Annotated in this window: 21 protein-coding genes; 11 read left to right on the top strand and 10 right to left on the bottom strand. The window is 65.0% G+C overall.

What is annotated here, in order from left to right; genetic code table 11:
* Window positions 1-20: 20 nt before the first annotated feature.
* The 8 genes from ACTJKX_RS09865 to gloB all read right to left on the bottom strand — a co-directional run bounded on the left by ACTJKX_RS09865 (window position 21) and on the right by gloB (window position 9,576).
* Entirely contained in the window at window positions 21-2,690 is a 2,670-nt protein-coding gene (locus ACTJKX_RS09865; protein ID WP_440725145.1) for a DUF4118 domain-containing protein, read from the bottom strand.
* A 204-nt stretch (window positions 2,691-2,894) separates the two neighbouring features.
* A complete protein-coding gene (gene kdpC, locus ACTJKX_RS09860; RefSeq protein ID WP_311937467.1) occupies window positions 2,895-3,500 on the bottom strand; it encodes a potassium-transporting ATPase subunit KdpC in 606 nt (201 codons plus the stop codon).
* A gap of 152 nt (window positions 3,501-3,652) precedes the next feature.
* A complete protein-coding gene (gene kdpB, locus ACTJKX_RS09855; protein ID WP_440725144.1) occupies window positions 3,653-5,704 on the bottom strand; it encodes a potassium-transporting ATPase subunit KdpB in 2,052 nt (683 codons plus the stop codon).
* A 12-nt stretch (window positions 5,705-5,716) separates the two neighbouring features.
* Entirely contained in the window at window positions 5,717-7,426 is a 1,710-nt protein-coding gene (kdpA, locus tag ACTJKX_RS09850; RefSeq protein WP_440725143.1) for a potassium-transporting ATPase subunit KdpA, read from the bottom strand.
* Window positions 7,427-7,622: 196 nt separating this feature from the next.
* Window positions 7,623-7,721 (bottom strand): K(+)-transporting ATPase subunit F, encoded by a 99-nt coding sequence (gene kdpF, locus ACTJKX_RS09845; RefSeq protein ID WP_195826137.1) that lies wholly within the window; start codon window positions 7,719-7,721, stop codon window positions 7,623-7,625.
* Between the two features lie 201 nt (window positions 7,722-7,922).
* Window positions 7,923-8,357 (bottom strand): hypothetical protein, encoded by a 435-nt coding sequence (locus ACTJKX_RS09840; RefSeq protein ID WP_394314218.1) that lies wholly within the window; start codon window positions 8,355-8,357, stop codon window positions 7,923-7,925.
* A complete protein-coding gene (locus tag ACTJKX_RS09835) occupies window positions 8,354-8,779 on the bottom strand; it encodes a cupin domain-containing protein (protein WP_394314220.1) in 426 nt (141 codons plus the stop codon). The genes ACTJKX_RS09840 and ACTJKX_RS09835 overlap by 4 nt, the downstream gene beginning before the upstream one ends.
* Before the next feature lie 29 nt (window positions 8,780-8,808).
* Window positions 8,809-9,576, bottom strand: coding sequence for a hydroxyacylglutathione hydrolase (gene gloB / locus ACTJKX_RS09830; RefSeq protein WP_440725142.1), 768 nt, complete (start codon window positions 9,574-9,576; stop codon window positions 8,809-8,811).
* 114 nt (window positions 9,577-9,690) lie between these two features.
* Here gloB and ACTJKX_RS09825 point away from each other — a divergent pair, with 114 nt between their 5' ends.
* The 4 genes from ACTJKX_RS09825 to ACTJKX_RS09810 are packed head-to-tail and all read left to right on the top strand — an operon-like array spanning window position 9,691 to window position 14,024.
* Window positions 9,691-11,178: an HAL/PAL/TAL family ammonia-lyase gene (locus ACTJKX_RS09825; protein ID WP_440725141.1), complete on the top strand. Its 1,488-nt coding sequence runs from the start codon at window positions 9,691-9,693 to the stop codon at window positions 11,176-11,178.
* Between the two features lie 52 nt (window positions 11,179-11,230).
* Entirely contained in the window at window positions 11,231-12,016 is a 786-nt protein-coding gene (locus ACTJKX_RS09820; RefSeq protein WP_440725140.1) for a hypothetical protein, read from the top strand.
* The gene (locus ACTJKX_RS09815) at window positions 11,959-13,116 is read left to right on the top strand and encodes a tetratricopeptide repeat protein (RefSeq protein WP_440725139.1); all 1,158 of its coding nucleotides are present in this window, start codon (window positions 11,959-11,961) and stop codon (window positions 13,114-13,116) included. Before ACTJKX_RS09820 ends, ACTJKX_RS09815 begins: the two co-directional genes overlap by 58 nt.
* Before the next feature lie 53 nt (window positions 13,117-13,169).
* Entirely contained in the window at window positions 13,170-14,024 is an 855-nt protein-coding gene (locus ACTJKX_RS09810; protein ID WP_440725138.1) for an amidohydrolase family protein, read from the top strand.
* A gap of 197 nt (window positions 14,025-14,221) precedes the next feature.
* Here the strand turns inward: ACTJKX_RS09810 and ACTJKX_RS09805 are convergent, their stop codons facing one another.
* Both ACTJKX_RS09805 and ACTJKX_RS09800 read right to left on the bottom strand, forming a co-directional pair.
* Window positions 14,222-15,676 (bottom strand): M48 family metalloprotease, encoded by a 1,455-nt coding sequence (locus tag ACTJKX_RS09805; protein ID WP_311937438.1) that lies wholly within the window; start codon window positions 15,674-15,676, stop codon window positions 14,222-14,224.
* A gap of 22 nt (window positions 15,677-15,698) precedes the next feature.
* The gene (locus ACTJKX_RS09800; protein WP_440725137.1) at window positions 15,699-16,397 is read right to left on the bottom strand and encodes a thermonuclease family protein; all 699 of its coding nucleotides are present in this window, start codon (window positions 16,395-16,397) and stop codon (window positions 15,699-15,701) included.
* Window positions 16,398-16,597: 200 nt separating this feature from the next.
* Here ACTJKX_RS09800 and ACTJKX_RS09795 point away from each other — a divergent pair, with 200 nt between their 5' ends.
* The 7 genes from ACTJKX_RS09795 to ACTJKX_RS09765 all read left to right on the top strand — a co-directional run bounded on the left by ACTJKX_RS09795 (window position 16,598) and on the right by ACTJKX_RS09765 (window position 25,946).
* Complete coding sequence (locus ACTJKX_RS09795; protein ID WP_068293571.1) at window positions 16,598-16,936, top strand: P-II family nitrogen regulator; 339 nt, start codon at window positions 16,598-16,600, stop codon at window positions 16,934-16,936.
* Between the two features lie 47 nt (window positions 16,937-16,983).
* A complete protein-coding gene (locus ACTJKX_RS09790; RefSeq protein WP_311937432.1) occupies window positions 16,984-18,297 on the top strand; it encodes an ammonium transporter in 1,314 nt (437 codons plus the stop codon).
* Between the two features lie 348 nt (window positions 18,298-18,645).
* Complete coding sequence (locus tag ACTJKX_RS09785) at window positions 18,646-20,217, top strand: ABC transporter substrate-binding protein (RefSeq protein ID WP_311937430.1); 1,572 nt, start codon at window positions 18,646-18,648, stop codon at window positions 20,215-20,217.
* Window positions 20,218-20,444: 227 nt separating this feature from the next.
* Window positions 20,445-21,395 carry an ABC transporter permease gene (locus ACTJKX_RS09780; protein ID WP_311937427.1) on the top strand — a complete coding sequence of 317 codons (951 nt, stop codon included), beginning with the start codon at window positions 20,445-20,447 and terminating at the stop codon, window positions 21,393-21,395.
* Window positions 21,396-21,405: 10 nt separating this feature from the next.
* A complete protein-coding gene (locus tag ACTJKX_RS09775; RefSeq protein ID WP_068293556.1) occupies window positions 21,406-22,239 on the top strand; it encodes an ABC transporter permease in 834 nt (277 codons plus the stop codon).
* A gap of 10 nt (window positions 22,240-22,249) precedes the next feature.
* The gene (locus tag ACTJKX_RS09770) at window positions 22,250-23,875 is read left to right on the top strand and encodes an ABC transporter ATP-binding protein (RefSeq protein ID WP_311937422.1); all 1,626 of its coding nucleotides are present in this window, start codon (window positions 22,250-22,252) and stop codon (window positions 23,873-23,875) included.
* 70 nt (window positions 23,876-23,945) lie between these two features.
* On the top strand, window positions 23,946-25,946 hold the full coding sequence (locus ACTJKX_RS09765; RefSeq protein WP_440725136.1) for a CocE/NonD family hydrolase: 2,001 nt from the start codon (window positions 23,946-23,948) through the stop codon (window positions 25,944-25,946).
* Window positions 25,947-25,977 lie beyond the last annotated feature (31 nt).

Raw genomic sequence — 25,977 nt, 5'->3', positions numbered from 1 at the left:
CCCGCCCCCCAATGTCGTCATCATGCCTCGGCTGGCAGGCGGATGACAATGCGGGTGCCGCGCTTGCGCACGGCCGGGCTCTCGGCCGTGATGGTGCCGCCCATGGCCTCGATGAAGCCGCGACTGATCGAGAGCCCGAGGCCGGTGCCTGGTGCCCGGCCGTCGACCTTGCCCCGCCGATAGAATTTGTCGAAGATCTTTTCCAGATCGGCCGGCGGAATGCCCTTGCCCTGGTCGGTGATGGTAACCACCACTTCGTTGTCCTCGCGCCGGGCGAACACGGCGGTCGAGGAATCCTCCCCGCCATATTTGTGGGCATTGTCGAGCAGGTTGAACAGGACCTGGCCGAGCAGCGCCTGGTCACCGCGCACCAGCGGCAGGTCGGTTGCCAGGCTGGTCTCGACCAGGCGGGTCGGAAAGGCTTTTCGCGCGCGCTCCACCGCGCCGCGGACGACGTCGGCGACATCGAGGAGGTCGCGTCGTGCATTGAGGGCGCCGGCCTCCAGGCGGCTCATGTCGAGGAGATTGGCGACGAAGCGGCTCAGCCTGGCTGCTTCCTCCTCGATGGAGGCGAGCAGGTCGTCGCGGCTTTCCTCGTTCATCTTGGTGCCGAGCTGGCGCAGCGTGGTGACGGCCCCTGTAATGGAAGCCAAGGGCGTGCGCAGATCGTGCGAGAGCGAGGAGAGCAGGGCGCTGCGCAGCTTCTCGCTTTCCTCGAGCGCGGCGGTGCGCACATTCTCCTTGGCGAGCTTGGCCCTGTCGATGGCGATGGCGGTCTGGTCGAGAATGGCGACCAGAATACGCTCCTCGGCCGGGGAAAGTGGCTCGGCCCCCTCAGGCTGCGCCAGGCCGAGCACCCCGACAGCGCCATTCGGGGTCAGAATCGGCCTGAACTCGAAGGCGATGTTGGGCAGGGTGCCGGTGCCCCGGCCGGCGATCTCCTTCTTCTCGAAGGCCCAGCGCAACGCCGTCATGTCGGTTGAATCGAGGTTGATGTCCGGTGGCCAGGCGGCCGTGACGGTGAGTTCGTCCTCCTGGGGCACGGCGATGACCACCCGTCCGTGCAGCGTCGCCTGCGCATGGGCGACGGCGGCCCAGAGCACGTCGTCCAGGCTGGTGATGCCCGAGAGCTTACGGGAGAATTCGTAGAGCGACATGATGTTGGCGGCACGCCGCCCTTCGCCCTCCGCCCGCTCGCGTACCCGGCCGGCAAGGTCGCCCGCCACCACCGCGACGATCAGGAACACCGCCAAGGCGAAGACCTCGTGCGGCTCGGCGATGGTGAAGTTGTAGAGCGGCGGGATGAAGAAGAAATTATAGGCGAAGAAGGACAACACCGCCGCCGTGATGGCACTCCAGCGCCCGACCGTGAGGGCACTGGCGAGCACCGCCATGAGGAAGAGCATGGAAGCGTTGGGCAGATAGACGAAATGCCGGAGGCCGATCCCGATGCCGACGGCGGCCGCCACGCAGCCCACCGCCATGGCGAGGCCGGCGAGCGAGGGCTGCAGGACAAGCCGGCGCCACCAGCGCCGTGCGGGCGGAGCCTCGGTCCCGGTGTTGGTGATGACGGTAACATTGATCTCGCCGGAGCGGTGCAGGAGGTCGTCGGCGAGAGAACGCCCGGTGACGCGCTGCCACCAGCTCGCCTTGCCGCTGCCGAGCACGATCTGGGTGACGTTTTCGGCCCGGGCCAGCCTGAGGATCTCGCCGACATAGTCATGGCCGTTGAGCCGCCTGACCTCCGCGCCCAGGCGCTCGGCGAGGCGCAGATTGGCCTCGAGGCCGGCAAGCGCGTCACCGCCGATTTCCTGGCCGGGCCGCTCGACCGTCACGGCCAGCCAATCGGCATTGAGCCCGGTCGCCAGGCGTCCGGCCGCCCGCACCACCTGCTGGGAAAACTGGTCGGGGCCGACGCAGACGATCAGCCTGTCGGCGGTTTCCCAGGGGCCTTCGATGGCGTTCTGGCGCAGATAGGCCAGCATCTGGTCGTCGACGCGCTCGGTCGTGCGGCGCAGGGCGAGCTCGCGCAGGGCGGTGAGATTGCCCGGCTTGAAGAAGCCGTCGGCGGCGCGCCTCGCATTGTCGGGCAGATAGACCTTGCCGTCCTCAAGGCGCTGGATCAGCTCGGTCGGCGTGATGTCAACGACGATGACCTCGTCCGCCTTCTTGATCACGCTGTCCGGCACGCTTTCGCGCACCGTCACGCCGGTGATGCGCGAGACGACGTCGGTGAGGCTTTCCAGGTGCTGGATGTTGAGCGCCGTCCATACGTCGATGCCCGCGCCGATCAGTTCCTCGACATCCTGGTAGCGCTTGGGATGGCGGCTGTCCGGGGCATTGGTGTGGGCGAGCTCGTCAACGATGATCAGGTGCGGCCGGCGGGCGAGCGCCGCGTCGATGTCGAACTCTTCCAGCTCACGGCCGCGATACTCGACCGTCCGCCGCGCCAGCAGCTCCAGCCCGTCCGTCAGGGCAGCGGTTTCGCTGCGGCCATGGGTTTCGACGATGCCGACGACGACGTCGACGCCGGCCTGCTTCTCCCGCCGTGCCCGCGACAGCATGGCATAGGTCTTGCCGACACCCGGTGCCGCGCCGAGGAAGACGGTGAGGCGGCCGCGCCCCTCCCGTCCCGCCAGGCTCAGCAGGGCATTGGGATCGGGACGTCTGTCGGAGGGGCTTACGGGCAAACTTGCTTTCCAGGACTGGCGCCGATGCCTTCTCCACGAAGTGGGGAAGGTGTCATTGCGGAGCAATGACGGATGGGGTGTGGGCCGCTAGCTCTTGCCGTCTTGATAGGGAGCATGAGCGGGCTGCACCCCATCCGACCCGACTGCGTCGGGCCACCTTCCCCACTTTGTGGAGAAGGCGCCCGCGCTTGTCCGGCAATCGTGTCACTTCGGCTTCATAGCATCAAGCGCCAGGTTCAGGGCGAGAACATTGACGCGCGGCTCGCCGATCAGGCCGAGGAGCCGGCCCGATGTCTGGCTGTCGACCAGGGCCTTCACGTCGGCTTCCGGCAGGTTGCGGGCCTTGGCGACACGCTGGATCTGCAGGGCGGCGTCGGCCGGCGAGATGTCGGGGTCGAGGCCCGAGCCTGAAGTCGTCACCGCATCGGCGGGAACGGCGCCGGTCACGCCCTGCTTGCGCAGGTCCTCGACCGAGGCGGCGACCCTGTCGGCCAGTGCCTTCGAGGTCGGGCCGAGATTGGAGCCGCTCGAATTGCTCGCATTGTAGGGTTGCGCCACGGTCTTGCTGGCGTCGTTGGGATCGGTGCCCGAGGTTGCCGAGGGCCGGCCCTGGAAATAGCGCTCGGAGGCGAAGTTCTGGCCGATCAGGGACGAACCGATCACCGTGCCATTGCTGGTGATCAGGCTGCCATTGGCCTGGCCGGGGAGGGCGACCTGCGCAATGCCGGTGATGGCGAGCGGATAGAGAATACCCAGCAACAGGGTGAACAGGGCCATCATCACGATGGCGGGGCGAAGATGGATCAACATGGGCTTGCTCCCTTGGAGCGCGAAAATGGGGTTGCCTGGGAAGGCGGAAGCCCTCCCCGCGGGGAGGGGCAGTGTACGGGCCGCCGATCGATGCGGGCCGGACAGGGCGAGCCAGCGGGCCACGCTCCATCCGTTCCTTGTGCGCATCGCCGTCACGCCAGGTGCAGGGCGGCGACGACGAGGTCGATCAGCTTGATGCCGACGAAGGGCACCAGCAGACCGCCCAGGCCGTAGACCAGGAGGTTGCGCCGGAGCAGCGCGGCCGCGCCGACCGGCCGGTAGGCGACGCCCTTGAGGGCCAGCGGGATCAGGGCGACGATGATCAGGGCGTTGAAGATCACCGCCGAGAGGATGGCCGACTGGGGCGAGGCCAGGTTCATGACGTTCAGCGCCCCGAGTTCGGGATAGGTCGCGATGAACAAAGCCGGGATGATGGCGAAATATTTGGCGACGTCATTGGCGATCGAGAAGGTGGTGAGCGAGCCGCGCGTCATCAGCAATTGCTTGCCGATGCCGACGATCTCGATCAGCTTGGTGGGGCTGGAGTCCAGGTCGACCATGTTGCCCGCTTCGCGTGCCGCCTGGGTGCCGGTCTGCATGGCGACGCCGACATCGGCCTGGGCCAGCGCCGGCGCGTCATTGGTGCCGTCGCCGCACATGGCGATCAGGCGGCCGCCCGTCTGTTCCTTGCGGATATAGGCGAGCTTTTCTTCCGGTGTCGCCTCGGCCAGGAAGTCGTCGACGCCGGCCTCGGAGGCGATTGCGGCGGCGGTGATCGGGTTGTCGCCCGTCACCATCACGGTGCGGATGCCCATCGAACGCAGTTCGGCGAAGCGCTCCTTGATGCCGGGCTTCACCACGTCCTTGAGGTGGACGACGCCGAGGACGCGGCTGCCGTCGGTGACGCCGAGCGGGGTGCCGCCCGTGCGGGCGACCTTTTCGACCGCCTGCCGAAAGGCTGCGGGGGCGGCCTCCAGCGTGGTGCCGGCGAACTTCACGATCGCATCGACCGCGCCCTTGCGGATGGAGCGGCCGTCGATGTCGATGCCCGACAGGCGGGTCTGGGCGGCAAAGGCGATGGTGGTGATCGCCTTGCAGGTCAGGTCCGGCTGGGTCAGGCCATATTCGCCCTGGGCGAGTGCGATGATGGAACGCCCCTCGGGCGTCTCGTCGGCGAGGCTGGCCAGCAGCACGGCCTCGGCCAGGTCCTGTTCGCTGACGCCGGGTACCGGCAGGAACTCGGTCGCCATGCGGTTGCCGAAGGTGATGGTACCGGTCTTGTCGAGCAGCAGGGTGTCGACGTCGCCGGCCGCCTCGACCGCACGGCCCGACGTTGCCACCACGTTGAAGCGGATCAGGCGATCCATGCCGGCAATGCCGATGGCCGAGAGCAGGCCGCCGATGGTGGTGGGGATGAGGGTGACCAACAGTGCTACCAGCACGGTGATGGAGAGCAGCGTGCCGGAATAGCCGGCAAGGCCCCACAGCGTCACCACGGCGATCAGGAAGATCAGCGTCATGCCCGACAGCAGGATCGACAGGGCGATCTCGTTGGGGGTCTTCTGGCGCTCGGCGCCCTCGACCAGCGCGATCATGCGATCGATGAAGGAGGAGCCGGGTTGGGTGGTGATGCGCACCTTGATCCAGTCCGACAGCACCTGCGTGCCGCCGGTGACGGCGGAGCGATCGCCGCCGGATTCGCGGATGACCGGGGCGGATTCACCGGTGATGGCGCTTTCGTTCACCGAGGCGACGCCCTCGATCACCTCGCCGTCGCCGGGAATGAGGTCACCGGCTTCGACGATGACGATGTCGCCGACCACGAGCTTGGTGGCGTCGATCACCTGGAAGTTTCCCAAGGCGGTCGCGGCCGAAGGCATGCGCTTGGCCTTGAGGTCGGACTTGGTGCGCTTGAGGCTCTCGGCCTGCGCCTTGCCGCGCCCTTCGGCCACGGCTTCGGCGAAGGTGGCGAACAGCACGGTGAACCACAGCCACGCAGCGATCTGCGCGCTGAAGCCGACGCCGGCGCCGGTAAAGGCGTCACGCAAGCTGAGCACGGTGACCAGGGCAGCCACGACCTCGGTGACGAAGATCACCGGATTGCGGACGAGGAGTCTCGGGTCGAGCTTGACGAAGGCATCCTTGATGGCGGGCAGCAGGATGGCCGCGTCGAACATGGAGGGGGAGGTTGGTTTGGATGACATGATAGCCATTCCTCAAAAAGTCTTGCCGGCGAGCATGACGAAGTGCTCGACGATCGGCCCCAGCGCGAGCGCGGGGAAAAATTGCAGGCCGCCGACGATCAGGATGACGCCGACCAGAAGGCCGACGAACAACGGCGTGTGGGTGGGGAACGTGCCGGCCGAGGCGGGAACCCTGGTCTTGGCGGCCAGGGAGCCGGCAATCGCCATCACCGGCACGACATAGGCAAAGCGTCCGAGCAGCATGGCGATGCCGAGCGTGGCATTGAACCAGGGCGTGTTGGCCGACAGGCTGCCGAAGGCCGAGCCATTGTTGGCTGTCGTCGACGTATAGGCGTAGAGCAGTTCCGAGAGGCCGTGCGGACCGGCATTGCCGAGCTGCGACAGGGCGAAGGGAGCCATGGCCGAGATCGCGGTGAAGCCGAGGATCGCGGTGGGCAGGATCAGGATCGCCAGCACGGCGAACTTCATCTCGCGCGACTCGATCTTCTTGCCGAGGAGTTCCGGCGTGCGGCCGACCATCAGGCCGGCGATGAACACGCTAAGGATGGCGAAGACGATCATGCCGTAGAGGCCGGAGCCGACGCCGCCGGGCAGGACTTCGCCGAGCTGCATCAGGAACATCGGAATGAGGCCGCCGAGCGGGGTCAGCGAGGAATGCATGGCGTTGACGGCGCCGCAGGACAAGCCCGTGGTGACGGCCACGAAGACGGCGGTCATGGCCTGGCCGAAGCGGATCTCCTTGCCTTCCATGTTGCCGAGAGCACCGTCGAGGCCGAGATGCGTCAGGATCGGATTGCCTGCCGTTTCGGACCAATACACCACGGCCACACCGGCGATCAGAAGGACGCCCATGGCCGACAGCAGGGCCCAGCCCTGGCGGCGGGAGCCGACCATCTGCCCGAAGGCGTAGACCAAGGCCGCCGATATCGACAGCATCGAGAAGATCGATAGGAAGTTGGCCAGTGCGGTGGGGTTTTCGAAAGGATGGGCCGAATTGACGTTGAAGAAGCCGCCACCATTGGTGCCGAGCTGCTTGATCGCCTCCTGGCTCGCCATCGGCCCCATGGCGATGGTCTGCTTGGCGCCTTCCAGCGTGGTGGCGTCGACACCGGCCTGCAGCGTCTGCGGGATGCCCATGGCGACGAAGGCCAGCGCCACGACGATGGCGATCGGCAGCAGCACATAGAGAGTGGAGCGGGTGAGATCGACCCAGAAATTGCCGAGAGTCGTGCCGCCCGAGCGCATGAAGGCGCGGGTCAGGGCGAGGGCAAGGGCAATGCCGGTGGCGGCCGAGACGAAATTATGCACGGTAAGACCGGCCATCTGGCTGAAATGGCTCATGGTGCTTTCGCCGGCATAGTTCTGCCAGTTGGTGTTGGTGACGAAGCTTATCGCCGTATTGAAAGCCAGATCCGGCGCCACATTGCCGAAACCCTGCGGATTGAGCGGCAGATAAGCCTGCAGCCGCAGGATCGCGTAGAGCGAGGCAAAGCCCGCCGCGCTGAAGAACAGCATGGCCAGCGTATAGGCAAGCCAACCCTGTTCCCGGGCGGGATCGATACCGGATAATTTGTAGAAACCCTTCTCGACCGGGGCCAGCACGGGCGTGAGGAAGGTTCTCTCACCGGTGAAGACACGGGCCATGTAGGCACCCAGTGGCTTCACCGCTACGAGCACCAGAGCGAACAGAAGGATGATCTGAAGCCATCCGTTCAAGGACATGGAAATTCTCCAAAACAACGCGAGCCCCGCCGATCCTCAGGGGAGATCGTCCCTTGGGGGATTGGCGTGGAGCCCGAAAAAGCGAGAATGAGCAGGGAGCGGGACCGTTTCCCGATGAGCCGGTCCCGCGCCCCGTCACGCGCCATCGCACCGGTGCGGGGGCAGCCGGCGTGGGAGGGCGGTGAAGCCGTGGAACTCAGAAGCGTTCGGGGCGCACCAGCGTGAAGACGAGATAGGCGCCGAGCAGGACGGCCACGAGGAGGCCAAGGAGGGGATCGAACATGATGCGCCTCACAGCCTGTCGAGGACGCGGGCATAAAGGACCATCAGCAGCAGGCCACCGAGCCCCAGCGCCATATAGGCAAGATCTAGCATGACAAACTCCAACCCGATTGGGCATGGGTGTGGTTTGCCACCAAAGGGCGTCAGGGTTCGATTCCGATTATCGAGCCCGGGCGTAAGGAAAGTGTAAGGATTGGGGTCGGCGCCGACGACGTCAGAGTGTCCCCGGAGTCCATTTCAGATCGATGATCTTCCAAGCGTCGTAGGATCGCTCGTCAAAGCGAAGAGCATCCTTGCGCGCGAGACACCGCGTGGCGGCGCGAAGGACGTTGGCCCCGATCGTGGCGCTTGTGGCAGCGACCAATTCAGGTCGTCGCGCAAGCGTGCTGTCGCGATTGAAGAAAATACGCACGGTTGCCCATTGGGTGCCGGATTGCCCGATCGCGGGTGCCACACAGGGGCGCATGGCACGGGTCAAGATCTCCTGCATTTGCATGATCTGCGCAGGGCCGATCCTCGCTCTATCTGCCCGTGCTGCTGCCCCAGGGATCGCGAAGCAGGCAATGAGGGTCAGCCCAACCGCGACCGAGCGCAGGCCCGCGCCTTTCCAGATCAGGTTCGTGCACGGCAAATTGCGTCGCAGGATCACTGTCCGGGCGCCCAGTTGGGCGGGGCCAGTTCGAAGCCTTCGAAGCGGAAGCCGGGGGCAACCGTACAGCCCACCAGAGTCCAGTCGCCGAGGCTGCGAGCCGCCTGCCACACGCCCGTCGGTACCACGCCCTGCGGCCGTTGGCCTGCGGCGAAATCGGTGCCGAGGATCAGGCGCTTGGTGGCAATTCCATCCGCCGAGAGGTCGAGGGCCAGCGGCGCGCCGGCATGGAAGTGCCAGATCTCGGCGGCGTCGACCCGATGCCAATGCGAATGCTCGCCGGCCTGGAGCAGGTAATAGATCGCGGTCGAGGCCGACCGGTCGCCGTGAAGGGCGCTGTCTTCGAACGTGCGGACATAGTGGCCGCCCTCGGGGTGGGGCTGCATGTCGAGGAGGGCGATGATCTCGGCGGCGGTCTTCATGATCATTTCCATTGTGTCGAAGAGGGTATTCAGAACCGGTTTTTGCGCTCGCGCAGTTCGGTGAACACAGCGACGGGATCGGCCCCGGCCAGCCCGACGGCCGTGGCGACGCCGGGATCGTCGGCGCGCAGGAACGGATTTTCCTGCTTTTCGGCGCCCAGCAGCACCGGCAGGGTGAAGCGGTGGGCGCCGCGCTGGGCCTCGACCTCGGCGGCGCGCCTGGCCAGAGCCTGGTTGGCGGGATCGACCGTGAGGGCGAAGCGGGCATTGGCAAGCGTGTATTCATGCCCGCAATAGAGCTGCGTATCGTCAGGCAGGGCTCGCAATTTCAGCAGGGACTGCCACATGTCGGCCGGCGAGCCCTCGAACAGCCGGCCGCAGCCCAGCGAGAACAGGGTGTCGGCGGCAAACAGCAGCTTCTGCTCGGCGAACCAGTAGGCGATATGGCCCACCGTGTGGCCCGGGGTGTCGATGATCTCGGCCACGAGCGAGCCGACATTGACGGTGCCGCCCTCCACGACGGTTTCGTCGACGGCCGGGATGCGGTGGGCATCGGCTTTGGCTGCGACCACCCGGCAGCCATAGGAGGTCTTCAACGCCTCGATGCCCTCGACATGGTCGGCGTGATGATGGGTGACCAGGATGTCGGTCAGCCGCCAGCCACGTCGTTCGAGGGCGGCTTCGATCGCTTCGGCCTCCGGTGCGTCGATGGCCGCGGTGCGTCCGGTCGCCTCGTCATGAAGCAGCACGCCGAAATTGTCGCTCCGGCACAAGAACAGTTCGATCAGCGCGCTCATTCTCATCCTCGCGGCATGCACATTTATTTGGAGATGCGTCCCCTTCTATGCGATTGGCGGTGGGAGGTCACGCAAACGATGGCGCGGGCCGACAGTGATGAGGGAACCCTGAAAATGTCCGGCGGAACTGTGGTGATCGGCGATGCGCCCCTGACCATCGATGCGCTCACCGCCATCGCCCGCGAGCGTTGCCATGTGATCCTGTCGCCGGCCGCCCGCGAACGCATCGGTGCGGCGCGCTCGGTGATCGAGCAGGCCATTGCCGAGAACAAGCCGGTCTATGGCCTGACCACCGGGCTTGGCGCGGGCGTCGACACCCGGCTTTCCGCCGACGATCTTGCCGCCTTCCAGCGCCGCGTTGCCTTTGCCCGCGCGGTCGGGGTGGGTGATGAAATGCCGGTCGCCGAGGTCAGGGCCATGATGGCGGCGCGTATCGCCGGCATGAGCGTCGGCCAGACCGGCGTGTCGCTCACGGTCGTGGAAGCACTGGCCGCTGCCCTCAATGCCGGATTTCATCCCATCGTGCCGACGATCGGTTCGATCGGCGCCGCCGATCTCGCACCGCTTGCCCATATGGCGCTGGCGCTGCTCGGCGAGGGCGAGGCCGACTATCGCGGCGAGCGCCTGGCCGGCGCCGAGGCGCTGCGGAGGGCCGGGCTGCAGCCGGTACCGATCGGGCCGAAGGACGGGCATGCCCTGGTGGTGGCCAATGCCGCCTCCACCGGCCGCGGCGCCCTGGCGCTCGCCGAAGCACGCCTGGCGCTCGATACGCTTGACCGCGCTGCGGCCCTGTCGATGGAAGCCTTCGGCGCCAATATCACCCCCCTGTCCGAGGCGGTGAACGCGGCCCGTCCGGCCCCGGGCCAGCGCGAGGCAGCCCGCGCGATCTATGCCCTGCTGGCCGGCGGCCCCCTCGGCGACAACAAGGCGAGCCGGCGGGTTCAGGATCCGCTCTCCTTCCGTTGCGTCGCACCGGTGCACGGTGCCGCGCGCATCGCCTTTGCCGAGGCGGAGGCGATGGTGCTGCTCGAACTCAATCATTCCGGCGACAATCCGGTGATCGTCGAGGGGCAGCTGGTTTCCAACGGCAATTTCGACATGACCGGCTTTACCCTGCGCTTCGAGGCGCTCTCGCAGGCGCTCTCCCATGTGGCGACGATCTCGGCCCAGCGCGCCTTGAAGCTGATGTCGCCCGTCTATTCCGACCAGCCGCGTTTCCTCACCCCGATGGGGCAGAGCCGCACCGGCTTCGCCACGCTGCAGAAGGCGATCGGTGCCCTGGAGGGCGAGATCCGGGCGCGGGCCCAGCCGGCGACCCTGGCCTTGCTGCATGCCGCCGACGGTGTCGAGGACCATGCCGCCAACGCGCCGGCGGCGGTGACCAAGCTCGGGGAGAGCGCGTCGCGGGTGCTGGTGCTGGCGGCCTGCGAGATGGTGGTGGCGGCCCAGAGCATCGACCTGCGCGGTACGGTTGCGCTGGGGGAGGGGACTGCGCGCATCCGCGATTTCGTGCGTGCCCATGTCGAGCGCCTGGAAGAGGATCGTCCGAGCGGCCCCGACGTCTCCCGCCTGGCGGAGGCGATCAGGGCGCGAGGGTGGTGAGGCTTGGCGATGGTCCGAGACTGCGATAGTGCTTGGGTAAGCAAGAGGATTCTTGGCCAGTCCGCTGGGGAGCATGATGACCTGGTTGAGCCGATGGCATGAACGCAAGCCAGTCCGATCGATTCCCGCGATTGACGAACCTGACCTAGTACAGGAAACCTTTGGCTGCCGCCACGATCAGACCAAGATCGCCCAGCGCATAGGCACGCCCGATTTCGATCTGTTCGTGGCCGAGGGCGAGTTGGAGATCGGCGGCAATCTGCGCCACGGTGCCTATCACTTGGCGGGCCTGCTCTTTGTTGATCCCACACGGGCTGATTGGATCCAACTGGCTCAACGTTATGTCGAAAAGGTAGGCAAAGGATTCGATGGGCTGATTCCTGAAACTGAGGTAGGCCATGCCCAGGCGGAAGCCTTGCGAGCCTATTTCTGGCATGCTCAGGGGCGGCTGGAAGAGGCCGTGGAACTTCTGATCTCCGTTACCCGGGCCATCGGTGACAAGCGCTATCTTGATGCTTGGCTATGCGGCTGGCTAGAGGGACCGGGCACGATCGAGAGGTTGCCGCCTGATCTCGTCACTATGCTGTTCGGATATGTGGTGACGAATGCGTCCGAGTTGCGCAAGGCCTCGCGCAACCAATCGCGTATGGCGCACCGCTGGGCAGATCTTGCCTGCCGGGCCTTTCCGCAGGCAGTTCCGTCAGGCGTCATGGCTACGTTCAAGGCGGGCGCGCTTCGCAAGGCCGGACGATTGAGGAGGCGCTTGCGACTGCCGGCCCGTTGGAGAACAGCGACGAATATCAAGCTTTGGCGCGAGGACTTGCGTTGCGACGCTTGAATCGCCTGGAGGAGGCCGAACAAGCTTTTATGAGGGCTATTGAACTCAAGCCCGGCAATGTCAGCGCTTTTCTAGAATGCGGAGATGCCTGGTTCGACGCCAATCATTGGGAGCGCGCGCTGTACTGGTATGAAGGCGCCCTGAAGCTCCAGCCTGATCAGCCATGGGCCACAGCCTCTGCGCTATACTGCCGTTGGGATCAAGAAACGGGCGATGCCGAGCTCGATGAACTCTTCGCCTTGATCGAGCGCGGCAATCAGAGGGCGCGGCAAATCTGGAACGAGTATGTGTCGTCATTCCCCGAGTTTTATGACGCGACGGCTGAGTTCTGGCGTCAGGGGCGGCCAAACCTCCTAAAGGCGAAGAAGGAAAAACCCGACGAGGAGAACTTTCGCGTCCAGCTGAAGGTTTCGGTATTGGAGGCTCCAAGCAACATACTGGCGATGTTTTTGGATTGTAAGGCGGCGGGAAAGATGATGGAGCTCAACTTGCAGGTCGATGCCATCCAGACTCCCGATCCGCGACTTCCCGTCGCGCCGGTCGACTATCTGCTTTGGCATTACCACGAAGCCTTCCCTTCGCCTGTCGTAGATCCGCCGCGAGAGGACGTTTCTGTTTGCATCGAACGTCTGGCCCGCGGTTATCGCTCCACCATCCTGAGTTATGCCGATGCAAGTTTCACCGCCAATGAGTTGGGAGTGGAAGCGGTTCCTGATCTGCTCGCCGTAATGGTACGCCCCCCTGCCATACCGGAACATAGCTATGCCTTGGCTTGGGTGCCAACCGTCCAACTCATGGCGGCTTTCGTGCTGGCCCAGATCGATACGGGCTGGGAGGGATCGCATCGGCGCAAGGCGCTGCTGTCGATGCTGTTCGGACCATCGGACTGGATCACCGGCGCTGCCATCAAGGCGTTGAGCTGGATCGCCCGGACCGAGCAAGCCTATGCGATGGATATTCACGAACAATTCCTGCGCCTGGAGCAGTATATCCCGGCGATGGGTGGTTGCTCCTGGTACAACATTCTCTATGAGGAATGGGGTGATCTTCCCTTCCAGACGGATGCAGAGAGAGAGCGTTACCAGGAACGCCTGGGATAGCGCCTCACAATCGATAAATTGACGATCCACATTGACTCGTCGGGAGGTTTCAGGTGCTCGACTACCCCATCATCGACAGCCATGTTCATCTGCTCGATCCGGCGCGCCTGGGCTATGCCTGGGCCGAGGGCATCACAGGCCTGCGCTCGAAGGCGGTGCCGGCGGATGTGTTCGCTGCGGCCAGACCCGTCGAGATCGAACGTTTCGTCTTCGTGGAAGTCGATGTCGATGCCGGCCAGCATCTCGACGAAGCCGCCTGGGTCAGCGAGCTTGCGGCGGCCGAGCCTCGGCTCGGCGCCATGGTCGCGAGCCTGCCGCTCGAAAAAGGGGCGGCGGTCGAGGCGGATCTCGATCGCCTGCGCGAGCACAAGCCGCTGCGTGGCATCAGGCGATTGATCCAGGGCCAGGCCGATCCGGAATTCTGCCTGCAGCCCGGTTTTCTGGCCGGCCTCAAGCTGCTGGCCCGCCACGATCTCTCCTTCGACATCTGCATCCTGCATCACCAACTGCCGAACGCGGTCCGCATGGTGCAGCAATGCCCGGACGTCCGATTCGTGCTCGACCATATCGGCAAGCCGGCGATCAAGGCGGGTGAAATGGAGCCCTGGCGCGCTGATTTAAAGCGGCTCGCTGCCTTGCCCAACGTGCATTGCAAGATCTCTGGCGTATGCACCGAGGCCGATCACCGCAGCTGGACGCGCCAGGAGATCACGCCCTATGTCGAGCATGCCCTGGAAAGCTTCGGTTTCGAGCGCGTGATGTTCGGCTCGGACTGGCACGTGCTGGAATTGGCGGGGACCTATCCCGACTGGGTGCATGTCGTCGACGAGATCACGCATGACTGCTCGCCGTCGGAACGGCGCAAGCTGTTCAGGGACAATGCCGCGGCGTTCTATCGGCTGAGGTGAGGAAGCCGAGGATGGCGTTCTGTCGAGCGGCACCCCTCATCCCCCTGCCGGGACCTTCTCCCGCAAGGGGAGAAGGAATTTGATTGGGATGGGCTGCAAAATCTTGCATGCGGCCAGACCGCGCCCCTTGCCAAATGGAGCCCCTTCTCCCCTTGCGGGAGAAGGTGGCGGTAGCCGGATGAGGGGTGGACCGCCCTCTACTGCGTGACGACCTTGACGCGGTCGCCCGGCCTGAGCGGGCTGGTTTCGTCAAAGCCGTTCAACACCAGGAAGCGCTCGAGCTGGTCCTGGGGGCCGGCCATGCGGGCTGCCAGGGACTGCAGCGTGTCACCCGAGCGCACGGTGATGATGTCGATATGCTCGGGCCGCACATTGCGCAGTTCGTCCGGCGTCATTCGCCGGAAGCTGTTGGCGGTTTCCTGGAACAGGGCGTCGGTGGCGGGGTTGAGGTCGCGGGCCGCCAGGATCAGGCGGTAGACGTCGCTGCCGAAGCGGATGGCATAGAGGCGGAAGCTCCAGTCCGTGCCACGGGCGAGGGCGGTTGCCGCCTCGTTGCCGTTGATGCGCAGGGTGGAGACCGAAGAGGTGTCCACGCCGCTGATCCAGCCGGAGGCAAGATAGTCGGAAAGCGACTGGCCGTCCTTGGTCTTGACCGTGTCGAGGCGCAACGCACGGCCGTTGCCGTCGACGCCGAGAATGGCCTGCGGCGTGTTGTCGAGGGTGAAATTGGGGGGCGCGGTGAAGGTGAAGGCCAGGCGAGGCTGCCAGAAGATGCGGCCCTGCACATAACCCTGCGCGGGATCCTCGCCATAGGTGATGCCGTCGATCACCGACAGATAGCGGAACTTGTCATGCTCGCCCGAGCCGGGAGCGCCATATTGGGCAGCTTCGGTGTTGGCCTTGGCGATACGTTCGGGCGTGGAGGGATGGGTCGACAGGAAGTCCGGCGTCGCCTGGCGCGAACGCGCCTCCACCTGCCGGCGCATCGAGGTTAGGAAACGCGCGGCGCCATAGGGATCGAAGCCGGCCTTGGCGATCGTGCGAATGCCGATCTCGTCGGCATTCAGCTCCTGCTGGCGCGAAAAGCTCGCCAGGCTGTTCTGGCTCGAGGAGACCAGGCCGGGATTGTGCACCATGCTCGCCACCTTGGAGACGACCAGGGATTGGCGCTCGCGATCGGCACGCGCGGCAGCGTGGCGCGCCGAGACATGCGCCATCTCATGGGCGATCACGGCGGCGATTTCGGCATCGTCATTGGCCAGCGCGAGCAGGCCGCGCGTCACGTAGAGCCGGCCGGAGGGGAGGGCGAAGGCGTTGATCGACGAGGCGTTCAGCACCGTCAGCTTGTAGGGAATGTCGGGCCGGTCGGACTGGGCGGCAAGACGCTGGACGAGATCGTCGAGATAGCGTTCCAGGGCGGCGTTGCGATAGGCGCCGCCATAGGAAGCGAGAACGCGGGCGCTTTCGCGGTCCTCCGCATTGGGGGGAGCGATGACACGCGGGGCTTCGGCGGGAAGGGCTGCCGGCGTGGCGCGCGGAAGATCGCCCGCCTGGTCGTTGTCGCCCACGGTGGCGCAAGACGACAGGCCGAGCGCAAGCGCCAGGGCGCAAGCCCTCCGCCAGTTCGGTTGTCTCGCCGCGCCCCCCAGCATCTCGCTCAGCTTCCCACTCCTCCTACGGCGACACCGGTGCGACCTGTTCGATCGCCGCCGGCTCGGTAATTTCGATGCGGGGCCCGTCGCGCATCGTCACGACGCCACGAGCCCTGACATAGCTGCCCTCGAGAGCGGCAGCGGTGTGACCGGTTGCCTCGAAACGTGGCCATTGTTTGGCGGGTATCGCCAAAGTCACGTCTTCGCGCCAGATTTTGCCGAAATCGATCCACACGGTCGTCTTCGTCACTCCAACATGCAGCACGCGTCCCGCCACGATGGCGAAGCCATCGGCGTGTCGGGCAACGGCCTCAGGAGTCGCCGCATCGGCGACTGCATAGCCCGGTTCGGCCCAGAGGCCAAGCCGAGCCCGGCGGGCATTGTCTTCTGCAGTCATTAATTCTGTGTAACACACATCTTCCCCAACGGAAGGCCGAATGCGCGCCAAGCCGCGGGCTGCGAGATCGGCCGCCAGATCGCGGCCTTCGAAATAGAGCGCTCCGCGCCATGCGCCGTGCCTGTCGGGCGTGGCCGAGCCCACCAGGGTCGCAGTGGCATCGGCAAGATCGGGCAGCCTCAGCGAGGAAAGATCCACGCCCGCAAGCCTTATCCTGCGGCCGTCCGCGAGCAGGAGGTAGCCCTGTTCGTCCTTGCCGGCAATCGTCACATTCTCGCCTGCTTCCGCCGGGATGGCGCACGGATCAGCGAACGCCTTGTGCACGTTGCTCGAAAATATCGCAACGACGGCCATTGTGCCTAATATTTGCGCAACCCTTGGCAAGCGAGTGGTCCTTACATTGGGCAGAGGTAATTTTTATCGTGATTTTTCATGATCTTAGCATGGCGTTTGGCAGTTGGCACGCGGCTTGAAAGAGGATGTCTGACGCCAAATTGCAAAACGCCTTAAGGGGATAGAGCAGCATGAAAATAGTGATGGCCATCATCAAGCCGTTCAAGCTCGAGGAGGTGCGCGATGCCCTCACGGGTCTGGGCGTGCACGGTCTGACCGTGACCGAGGTGAAGGGGTATGGCCGCCAGAAAGGGCATACCGAGATCTACCGCGGCGCCGAATATGCCGTGAGTTTCCTGCCCAAGCTGAAGATCGAGGTCGCGGTGCCCAGCGAGCTGGTCGCCAAGGTGATCGATGCGATCACGGCGGCCGCCAAGACCGGCCAGATCGGCGACGGCAAAATTTTCGTCATGCCGATCGAAACCGCGGTGCGCATCCGCACCGGCGAGCGCGACGGCGACGCGCTCTAGGTCTGCCGCTGATGCCCTCGACTCCCATGAGACAGGATCTTTTCCCGATGACTTCCCTCCGTTTCCTCAAATCCGCCGTCATGGCCCTCATGGGCGCCGGGCTGCTTGCGGGCCCCGCTCTCGCCCAGACCGCAGCGCCGCCGCCCACCCTGAACTCGGGCGACACGGCCTGGATGCTGGTGTCCTGCGCGCTGGTGCTGATGATGATCGCGCCGGGCCTCGGCCTGTTCTATGGCGGCCTGGTGCGCGCCAAGAACATGCTCTCCATCCTCATGCAGGTGCTGATCGTCGCCTCGGTGGTGATGGTGATCTGGGTCTTCTACGGCTACACCCTCGCCTTCAGCGACGGCGGTCCCCTCTTCGGCGGCTTCTCCAAGGCCTTCCTCGCCGGCATCACCAAGGACACGCTGAGCGGCACTATTCCTGAATATGTGTTCGTCTGCTTCCAGATGACCTTCGCGGCGATCACGCCTGCCCTCATCGTCGGCGCTTTCGCCGAGCGCATGAAGTTCTCGGCTGTGGTGCTGTTCTGTCTGCTCTGGGTCACCTTCATCTACATCCCGGTCGCCCATTCGGTGTGGCAGTCGACGGGCTGGCTGTTCAAGCTGGGCGCCTTCGATTTCGCCGGCGGTACCGTCGTGCACATCAATGCCGGTGTCGCCGGTCTGGTGGGCTGCCTAATGATCGGCAAGCGCACCGGCTTCGGCAAGGAGCAGATGCCGCCCCATTCGCTGACCCTGTCCTGGGTCGGTGCCGGCATGCTGTGGGTCGGCTGGTTCGGCTTCAACGCCGGCTCGGCCCTCTCGGCCGGCGCCAGCGCGGGCCTTGCCATGATGACCACCTTCGTCGCCACGGCGGGCGCCATCCTGGGCTGGTCGCTGGTCGAATGGTTCACCCATGGCAAGCCCTCGATGCTGGGTGCGGTCTCGGGTGCGGTCGCCGGCCTGGTGGCGGTGACGCCCGCAGCCGGCTTCGTCGGTCCGGCCGGCGCCATCGCGCTTGGCTTCATCGCCGGTATCGTCTGCTTCTTCTTCGTGACGACCGTGAAGAATGCCTTCGGCTATGACGACAGCCTCGATGTCTTCGGCGTGCATGGCATCGGCGGTATCCTCGGCGCTCTCGGCACCGGCGTGCTGGCATCGCCGTCGCTGGGTGGCGTCGGCTATGCCGATGGCGTGACGATGGGCGCCCAGCTCTGGGTGCAGGTCGAGGCGGTTGCCTTCACCATCGTGATGACGGGCGTGGGCTCGGCGATTCTGTTCAAGCTGGTCGATCTCGTCGTCGGCCTGCGTGTCGACCGCCAGACGGAGGCCGAAGGCCTCGATATCGTCGAACATGGTGAACGCGCCTATCACAGCTGACGTGATGGCATACGCAAGATCCGATCCCCGGCCGCATGGCCGGGGTTTTCTGTTTATGGGCGGATCGATCCGATATCATCCGTTGTCGCTCGCGCCGGGCGAGATCCTTTTTGCCCGGAATTGACGAAAATTAGGCCTGCTGATTGAAAATTGGCCTTTACCCGACGTTCAAATTCGCAAATCGAGCCTGATTTGGGTTTCATGAAAATGAAAGAACGTCGCCCTGCTGTCATTTGATGTCGTTTGTAGGTCTCTTGCACAGCGGCTTGCAGGACACGATAGTGGGCAGGTCGAACGCTCGGGCAACGAGCGCAAATTCCATACAGGCGAGCCGCAGGGAACATTGACATGACGGGTAAGAACTTTACGCAGGGATCGGGCCTGATCCTCGACCGCCGCGAATTGATGAAGAGCGCTGCTGCGCTCGGTTTGAGCCTTGGTGGCCTGGGCGCGCTCGGCGGCTCGGCCCTGGCGGCTGATACCCCCAAGAAGGGCGGCACCTTGAAGCTGGGCATGGAGGGCGGTTCGGCCTCCGACAGTCTCGATCCTCGCACCTATGCCGATTCCGTGCCGATTTCCTACGGCTACCAGATCTGCAACGGGTTCGTCGAAATCGGCGATGACGGACTGCCCAAGGGCGAGTTGTTCGAAAGCTGGGAATACAAGCCCGGCGCCAAGGAATGGATCTTCAACATCCGCAAGGACGTGACGTTCCACAATGGCAAGACGCTCGATGCCGATGATGCGATCTATTCGATCAATTTGCATCGCGGCGACACCAAGTCCGCCGCCAAGGATCTGCTGAGCTCGATTACCGACGTCAAGAAGCTCAGCGCCAACCAGATCCAGATCACCTTGTCCGAGGGCAATCTCGACCTGCCCTACAACCTTTCCGATTATCACGTCCTGTGCGTGCCCAACGGCTATAGTGACTTCTCCAAGCTGGTCGGCACCGGTGCCTACAAGCTCGAAGTGTTCGAGCCCGGCGTGCGCGTGGTCACCAAGAACACCGGCAATTACTGGAAGCCTGGACGCGGCAATTTCGATGGCATCGAGCTGCAATACATCCAGGACCAGGCATCGCGCCTGCAGGCCCTGATTTCCGGCCAGGTCGATGCCATCAACCGTCTCGATGCCAAGACCATGGACATCGTGACCTCCTCGCCTGATGTGAGCGTGGTGCAGAGCAAGGGCACGGGCAACCGCTTCGCCTTCGTGGCGCTGTGCGACACCGATCCCTATACCAATGCCGACCTGCGCTGGGCGCTCAAATACGGCATGGACCGCAAGAAGATCGTCGACACCGTCTACCAGGGCTATGCCACCGTCGGCAACGACACCACCATCAGTCCGTCGCACAAATACTATGCCAAGGACGTGCCGCAGACGCCCTACGATCCGGAGAAAGCCGCCTTCCACTACAAGAAGGCCGGCAGCCCCAAGCTGGAACTCAAGGTTTCGGAAGGCGCTTATAACGGCGCAACCGACGCTGGCTTGCTCTACCAGGAAGCCATGAAGCAGGCGGGCATCGACCTGACCGTCACGCGCGTTTCGGGCGATGGCTACTGGTCGAATATCTGGCTGAAGGAACCCTTCTGCGCCGTCTACTGGGGCGGGCGCCCCAACATCGATCTGCAGCTCTCGCAGACCTTCCTGTCCACCGCCAATTGGAACGACACCCATTGGAAGCGGCCGGAGTTCGACAAGCTCCTGATTTCCGCCCGCGTCGAGACCGACGATGCCAAGCGCGCGCAGATCTACTCGGAATGCCAGAAGATGATCCACGACGATGGCGGCATGGTCTGCTACGCGGTCGGCGATTATCTCGACGCCTACTCCAAGAAGATCATGGGGACGGCTCCGCATCCGCGCTACGACATGTGCGACCAGCGTGTCGCCGAAAAGGGCTGGTTCGCCTGAGAGCTCTGGAGCCGGGGGCGTTTGGCGACAAGCGCTGCTTCGCCCCTGCTCCTTGTTTCGACGTGTCCTTGCGAATCCTGGCCTAGCCGCCAGATCGCAGGGCGTGTCGGGGGCGACGCGCGTGAGGCGCCTCGCTCTTTTCCTTTCATACTGCAGAGGGACGGGCGCGTGCGGGGGGAACTGCAGCGTGCCGGGCCTCCGTCGGCAACAGGTCGAAAGGGCACATTGTGGGACGTCTTATCGGTTGGCGCATCGTCCAGGGGGTGGCGACGCTCTTCGCCATCTCCCTCATCTTGTTTATTCTAACCCTCAACCTGCAGGGAAATGCGGCGGATGCCGTGCTCGGCCAGGCCGCAACGGCGGAAACCAAAGCCGCTTTCGAACGCAGCATTGGCCTCGATGTGCCGGCCTGGCAGCGCTATCTGAGCTGGCTGTGGAACATCATCACCCATTTTGATTTCGGCCGGTCCTATACCAACCAGAACGTCATCGTGAACGATCTGTGGCCGCGTTTCACCAACACGCTGTTCCTGGCCTGCTATGCCGCCGTGATCGCCGTGCCGCTCGCGGTCATCACCGGCATCACCTGCGCCATCACCGAGGGACGTCTGGCTGACCGGGCCGCCAACGTGCTGGCGCTGATCGCCATCTCGCTGCCGGAGTTCTTCATCGGTGGCGTGCTGATCCTGCTCTTCGCCGGTTATTGGCGCTGGTTTCCGCCTCTGGCGGCCGTCAACCCCGACATGGGCTTTTTCACGCGCCTCTACGTGACTTTCCTGCCGGCGGTGGCGCTGACCTGCCTGGTCACCGCGCATATGATGCGCATGACGCGCAATTCGGTGCTGTCGATCATGTCGACACCCTATGTCGAAATGGGCTTCCTCAAGGGCCTGACGCGGGCCCGCGTCGTCACCAAGCATGCGCTGCCGAACGCGGCCTCGCCGATCATCTCGGTGGTGGCCCTGAATATCGCCTATCTGGTGGTCGGCGTGGTCGTCATCGAGAAGGTGTTCACCTATCCTGGCGTCGGCCAATACATGATCGACGCGGTGACCAAGCGCGACGTGCCGGCGATCCTGGCCTGCGGCATCCTGTTTGCGGCCGTGTTCATCATCCTCAATACGATTGCCGACGTGCTGGCGATCATTCTCAATCCGCGTCTGCGGCATCCCCGGTAGAGAGGGCAGCATGGTCATTTTCGGACACAAGGCGCCGCTCACCGCCGTCATCGGCCTGTTCATCATCGCGCTCAATGTCGTCGTCGCCATAGCCGGCCCTTGGCTCGCGCCCTATTCGGAGACGCAGACCGTCGGCAAGACCTGGGCGACGATTTCAGCGACCAGCTGGCTGGGGACCGACCAGATCGGCCGCGACATGCTCACCCGCCTGATCTACGGCGCCCGCCTCACCATCGGCATCGCCCTGGTCACCACCATCCTGTCCTTCGCCATCGGCATCACGCTCGGCCTGGTAGCGGCCGTGACGGGGCGCTGGATCGATGCCGTGCTCTCGCGAACCGTCGACATCGTCATGTCGGTGCCGCTGCTGATCTGGGCGCTGATCATCCTGTCGATCTTCGGCCAGACCCTGACTTCGCTGGTGCTGACCATCGCCTTCCTCGATTCCAGCCGCGTCTATCGTCTCGCCCGCGCGCTCGGCATGAACCTCGCCTCGCTCGATTTCGTCGAGGTGGCCAGGCTGCGCGGCGAGGGCATCTGGTGGGTGGTCTGGCGCGAGATCCTGCCCAATGCCGCAGCACCGCTGATGTCGGAGTTCGGCCTGCGCTTCTGCTTCAACTTCCTGTTCATCGCCGCGCTGAGCTTCATCGGCCTCGGCGTGCCCCTGCCCTATGCGGACTGGGGCGGCATGGTGCGCGACAACATCACCAGCCTCAAGCTCGGGCGGGCAGCGGCCCTTTATCCGGCTGCCGCCATTGCTCTCCTCACCATCGGCATCAATCTGGTGGTCGATTGGTTCCTGTCGATCGATGCCCGCCCGTCCGGCGCGCAGGCGGAAATGTAAGGGGGCTGAGATGGCAAACGACAAGACCTCTTCCGATCTGATCCTCGAACTCGAAAAGCTCAGGGTCGAGACCATCACCGGCCGCGTTCTCGTCGACAATGTCGACGTGACGCTGCGGCGGGGCGAAATCCTCGGCCTCATCGGCGAATCCGGTGCCGGCAAGTCGACCATCGGCCTGGCGTCGATGGCCTATGCCCGGGCCGGCATGCGCATCACCGGCGGCTCGATCAAGCTCGACGGTACCGAGCTGCGCGCCTCCACCGCCGCGCAGCGCCGTAATTTCCGTGGCAAGAGCATCGCCTATATCGCCCAGAGCGCCGCCGCCTCCTTCAACCCGGCCATGACGCTGATGGACCAGGTCTGCGAGGCGCCGGTCGTGCATGGCGTGATGACGCGGCCGGAAGCGGAAGCCTATGCCCGCAAGCTTTTCCGCATCCTGCAGCTGCCCAATCCCGACACGATCGGCGATCGTTACCCCCACCAGGTCTCGGGCGGCCAGCTCCAGCGTGCCATGGCCGCGATGGCGATGAGCTGCCGGCCCGATGTGATCGTGCTGGACGAGCCGACCACGGCGCTCGACGTCACCACCCAGATCGAGGTGCTGGCGCTCTTGCGCGACCTCATCCGGGAATTCGGCACGGCCGGCCTCTACATCACGCATGACCTTGCCGTGGTGGCCCAGATCGCCCATCGCATCATGGTGTTGCGCCATGGCAAGACCGTCGAGGTCGGTGAAGCCCAGCAGGTACTGGAGGCGCCGCGGACCGACTATGCCCGCGCTCTGGTGAACGAGCGGCGCGAGGCCGAGCATCTCCAGCTGACCGCGCCGGCGGAGGGCGCCGAGCCCGTACTCTCCATGACCAACGTCACCGCTGGCTATGGCCCGGTTGCCATCGTCAAGAACGCCTCCTTCAAGCTCGCCAAAGGCGAGACGCTGGCGGTGGTGGGCGAGTCCGGTTCCGGCAAGAGCACGATCGCGCGCATCATCGTCGGCCTGCTGCCGCGCTGGGAGGGTGATGTCTCGCTGAACGGCAAGACCCTGCCGCCGGCACTGCCCCAGCGCAGCAAGGACATCCTGCGACGCCTGCAGATGGTGCACCAGATGCCGGATGTGGCGCTCAATCCGCGTCAGACCCTGGGGCAGATCATCGGGCGCCCGGTGAGCTTCTACTTCAACCGCTCGGCCGGCGACGTGCGCAAGCGCGTGCTCGAACTGCTGCGGCAGGTCGGCCTGCCGGAGGAGTTCGCGGATCGCCGGCCCGGCCAGCTTTCGGGCGGGCAGAAGCAGCGTGTGTGTATCGCCCGCGCCCTCGCCGCCGAGCCGGAGGTGATCATCTGCGACGAGCCGACCTCCGCGCTCGACCCGCTGGTGGCGGAGGACGTGCTCAAGCTCCTCAAGAAGCTGCAGGACGATCTCGGCCTCGCCTACATCTTCATCACCCACGATCTCGGCACGGTGCGCCGCATCGCCCATCGCACGGCGGTGATGTTCAAGGGCGAGATCATCGCCCAGGGGCCGACGGCGGATATCTTCGCCCCGCCGTTCCATCCTTATACGGAGAAGCTGATCAGCTCCGTGCCGGAGATGGATACGCATTGGCTCGACAATATTCTCGCCAGCCGCAAGGTGGCGTGATCCAATGGTTCGTTGAAAGGGCCGGTCTTTTGACCGGCCCTTTCGTTCGTTTTTCTTGAAGTATTTTCCAATGTCCCCAGTCCGTACGATCGAACATTTCTTCATTCCCCTCGCCGATGGTACCCGGCTTGCCGCGCGCCTGTGGCTGCCCGAGGATGCCGAAGCCAAGCCGGTGCCGGCGATCCTCGAATATATCCCCTACCGCAAGCGCGACGGCACGCGCGGGCGGGACGAGCCGATGCATGGCTGGTTCGCGGCCAATGGCTATGCCGCCATCCGCGTCGACATGCGCGGCAGCGGCGAGTCCGACGGCCTGCTCGAGGATGAATATCTGCAGCGCGAACTCGACGATGCCTGCGAGGTGATCGCCTGGCTCGCGGCCCAGCCCTGGTGCTCGGGCTCCGTCGGCATGATGGGCAAGAGCTGGGGCGGCTTCAATTGCCTGCAGGTCGCGGCGCTCAACCCGCCGGCCCTCAAGGCCATCATCACCGTCTGCTCCACCGATGGCCGTTACGCCGACGACATCCATTTCATGGGCGGCACCTTGCTCAACGACAATCTGTGGTGGGGCTCGATCATGCTGGCCTATCAGGCCAGGCCGGCCGATCCGGCGCTGGTCGGCGAGGCCTGGCGAGCGCAATGGCAGTACCGCCTCGACCATCTGCCCTTCTTCCCGGCGCTCTGGCTCGCGCATCAGAGGCGCGACGCCTATTGGCGGCACGGTTCGATCTGCGAGGATTTCTCGGCGGTACAATGCCCGGTCTTCGCCGTCGGGGGCTGGGGCGATGCCTATACGAATGCCATTCCCCGCCTGCTCGAGGGCCTCACCGTACCCAGGCTCGGCCTGATTGGGCCCTGGGCCCATATCTATCCGCAGGACGGCGTGCCGGGGCCGGCCATCGGCTTCCTGCAGGAAGCAACCCGCTGGTGGGATCACTGGCTGAAGGGGACGGATCGCGGCATCATGGCCGAACCGATGATGCGGGCTTTCGTCGAGGAGTGGACGCCGCCTGGTCATCGCGATCCGGTGCCTGGCCGCTTCGTCGGCGAGGCAACATGGCCTTCGCCGGCGATCGTCGCCAAGACCGTCCATCTGGCGCCGGGCACCCTGGCGGTTGAAGCCGGACCGGCCAGCGAGATCGCCTTCACCTCGCCGGCCTGGACGGGAGCGGCAGCCGGGGAATGGATGGGTACCGGCGTCACTGGCGAGGAGCCAGCCGATCAGCGCCATGACGACGCCTTCTCCTGCTGCTTCGATGGCGAAGTCCTGACCGAACGGCTCGAACTGCTCGGCGCCCCGGAGATCGAGGTCGAGATTGCCTCCGACAAGCCCCTGGCCCAGCTCTGCGCCAGGCTTTGCGACGTTGCGCCGGACGGCTCCTCGCGCCGTATCGCCTATGCGGTGTTCAACCTGACCCACCGCGACAGCCATGCCGAGCCCGAGGCGCTGGTGCCTGGCCGCTTCTATCCCATCCGCCTCAAGCTCAGCGATTGCGGCTATGCCCTCGCGCCGGGCCATCGCCTCCGGCTTGCCCTGTCGACCGCCTATTGGCCGCTGATCTGGCCGGCGCCCGAACCGGTGACGCTCACCTTGCGCTGCCCGGGCCGATTGGCCCTGCCGGTGCGCCAGGCCCGCGCGAACGACCCCGTCGTCGCCTTCGAGCCGGCGCTGAGCGCAGCCCGCACCCCGACGACCAAGGTCGCCGAAGGCCGCATGGCGCGTACCACCTCGCTCGACCTGCTGACGGATACGGCTACCTATGTCACGGAAGGGGAGGGCGGCCTGTTCGGCGAGGGCGTGCTGCGCTTCGACGAGATCGACACCACGCTCTCCCACAGCCTCCGGCGCGAGCTGACCGTCAGGGGCGATGACCCTCTCAGTGCGCGCTACCGCCTCAGCGAGAGCTATGAGATGGGGCGCGAGGGCTGGCAGATCCGCATCGAGGTGAAGACCGCGATGCAGGCGACCGCCACCGATTTCATCCTGGAGGGCGAACTCAGGGCCTCAGCCAATGGCGAGCTGGCCGCCGAGCGCCGCTGGTACGAGAAAATCCCCCGCGATCTCTTGTGACCGCAATTGCGCCTTAGGCGCGCCATAACCG

The sequence above is a fragment of the Labrys sp. 22185 genome, from assembly GCF_052045555.1.
Lineage (GTDB): Bacteria > Pseudomonadota > Alphaproteobacteria > Rhizobiales > Labraceae > Labrys > Labrys neptuniae.
Note: the sequence above shows the minus strand (reverse complement) of the source record. Positions and strands in the feature narration are given on the sequence as shown.

Coding starts and splice junctions, on each gene's coding strand:
- kdpC (WP_311937467.1), bottom strand. CDS start 3,500: ATGTTGATCCATCTTCGCCCCGCCATCGTGATGATGGCCCTGTTCACC.
- kdpB (WP_440725144.1), bottom strand. CDS start 5,704: ATGTCATCCAAACCAACCTCCCCCTCCATGTTCGACGCGGCCATCCTG.
- kdpA (WP_440725143.1), bottom strand. CDS start 7,426: ATGTCCTTGAACGGATGGCTTCAGATCATCCTTCTGTTCGCTCTGGTG.
- ACTJKX_RS09835 (WP_394314220.1), bottom strand. CDS start 8,779: ATGAAGACCGCCGCCGAGATCATCGCCCTCCTCGACATGCAGCCCCAC.
- gloB (WP_440725142.1), bottom strand. CDS start 9,576: ATGAGCGCGCTGATCGAACTGTTCTTGTGCCGGAGCGACAATTTCGGC.
- ACTJKX_RS09825 (WP_440725141.1), top strand. CDS start 9,691: ATGTCCGGCGGAACTGTGGTGATCGGCGATGCGCCCCTGACCATCGAT.
- ACTJKX_RS09805 (WP_311937438.1), bottom strand. CDS start 15,676: ATGCTGGGGGGCGCGGCGAGACAACCGAACTGGCGGAGGGCTTGCGCC.
- ACTJKX_RS09795 (WP_068293571.1), top strand. CDS start 16,598: ATGAAAATAGTGATGGCCATCATCAAGCCGTTCAAGCTCGAGGAGGTG.
- ACTJKX_RS09790 (WP_311937432.1), top strand. CDS start 16,984: ATGACTTCCCTCCGTTTCCTCAAATCCGCCGTCATGGCCCTCATGGGC.
- ACTJKX_RS09785 (WP_311937430.1), top strand. CDS start 18,646: ATGACGGGTAAGAACTTTACGCAGGGATCGGGCCTGATCCTCGACCGC.
- ACTJKX_RS09775 (WP_068293556.1), top strand. CDS start 21,406: ATGGTCATTTTCGGACACAAGGCGCCGCTCACCGCCGTCATCGGCCTG.
- ACTJKX_RS09770 (WP_311937422.1), top strand. CDS start 22,250: ATGGCAAACGACAAGACCTCTTCCGATCTGATCCTCGAACTCGAAAAG.
- ACTJKX_RS09765 (WP_440725136.1), top strand. CDS start 23,946: ATGTCCCCAGTCCGTACGATCGAACATTTCTTCATTCCCCTCGCCGAT.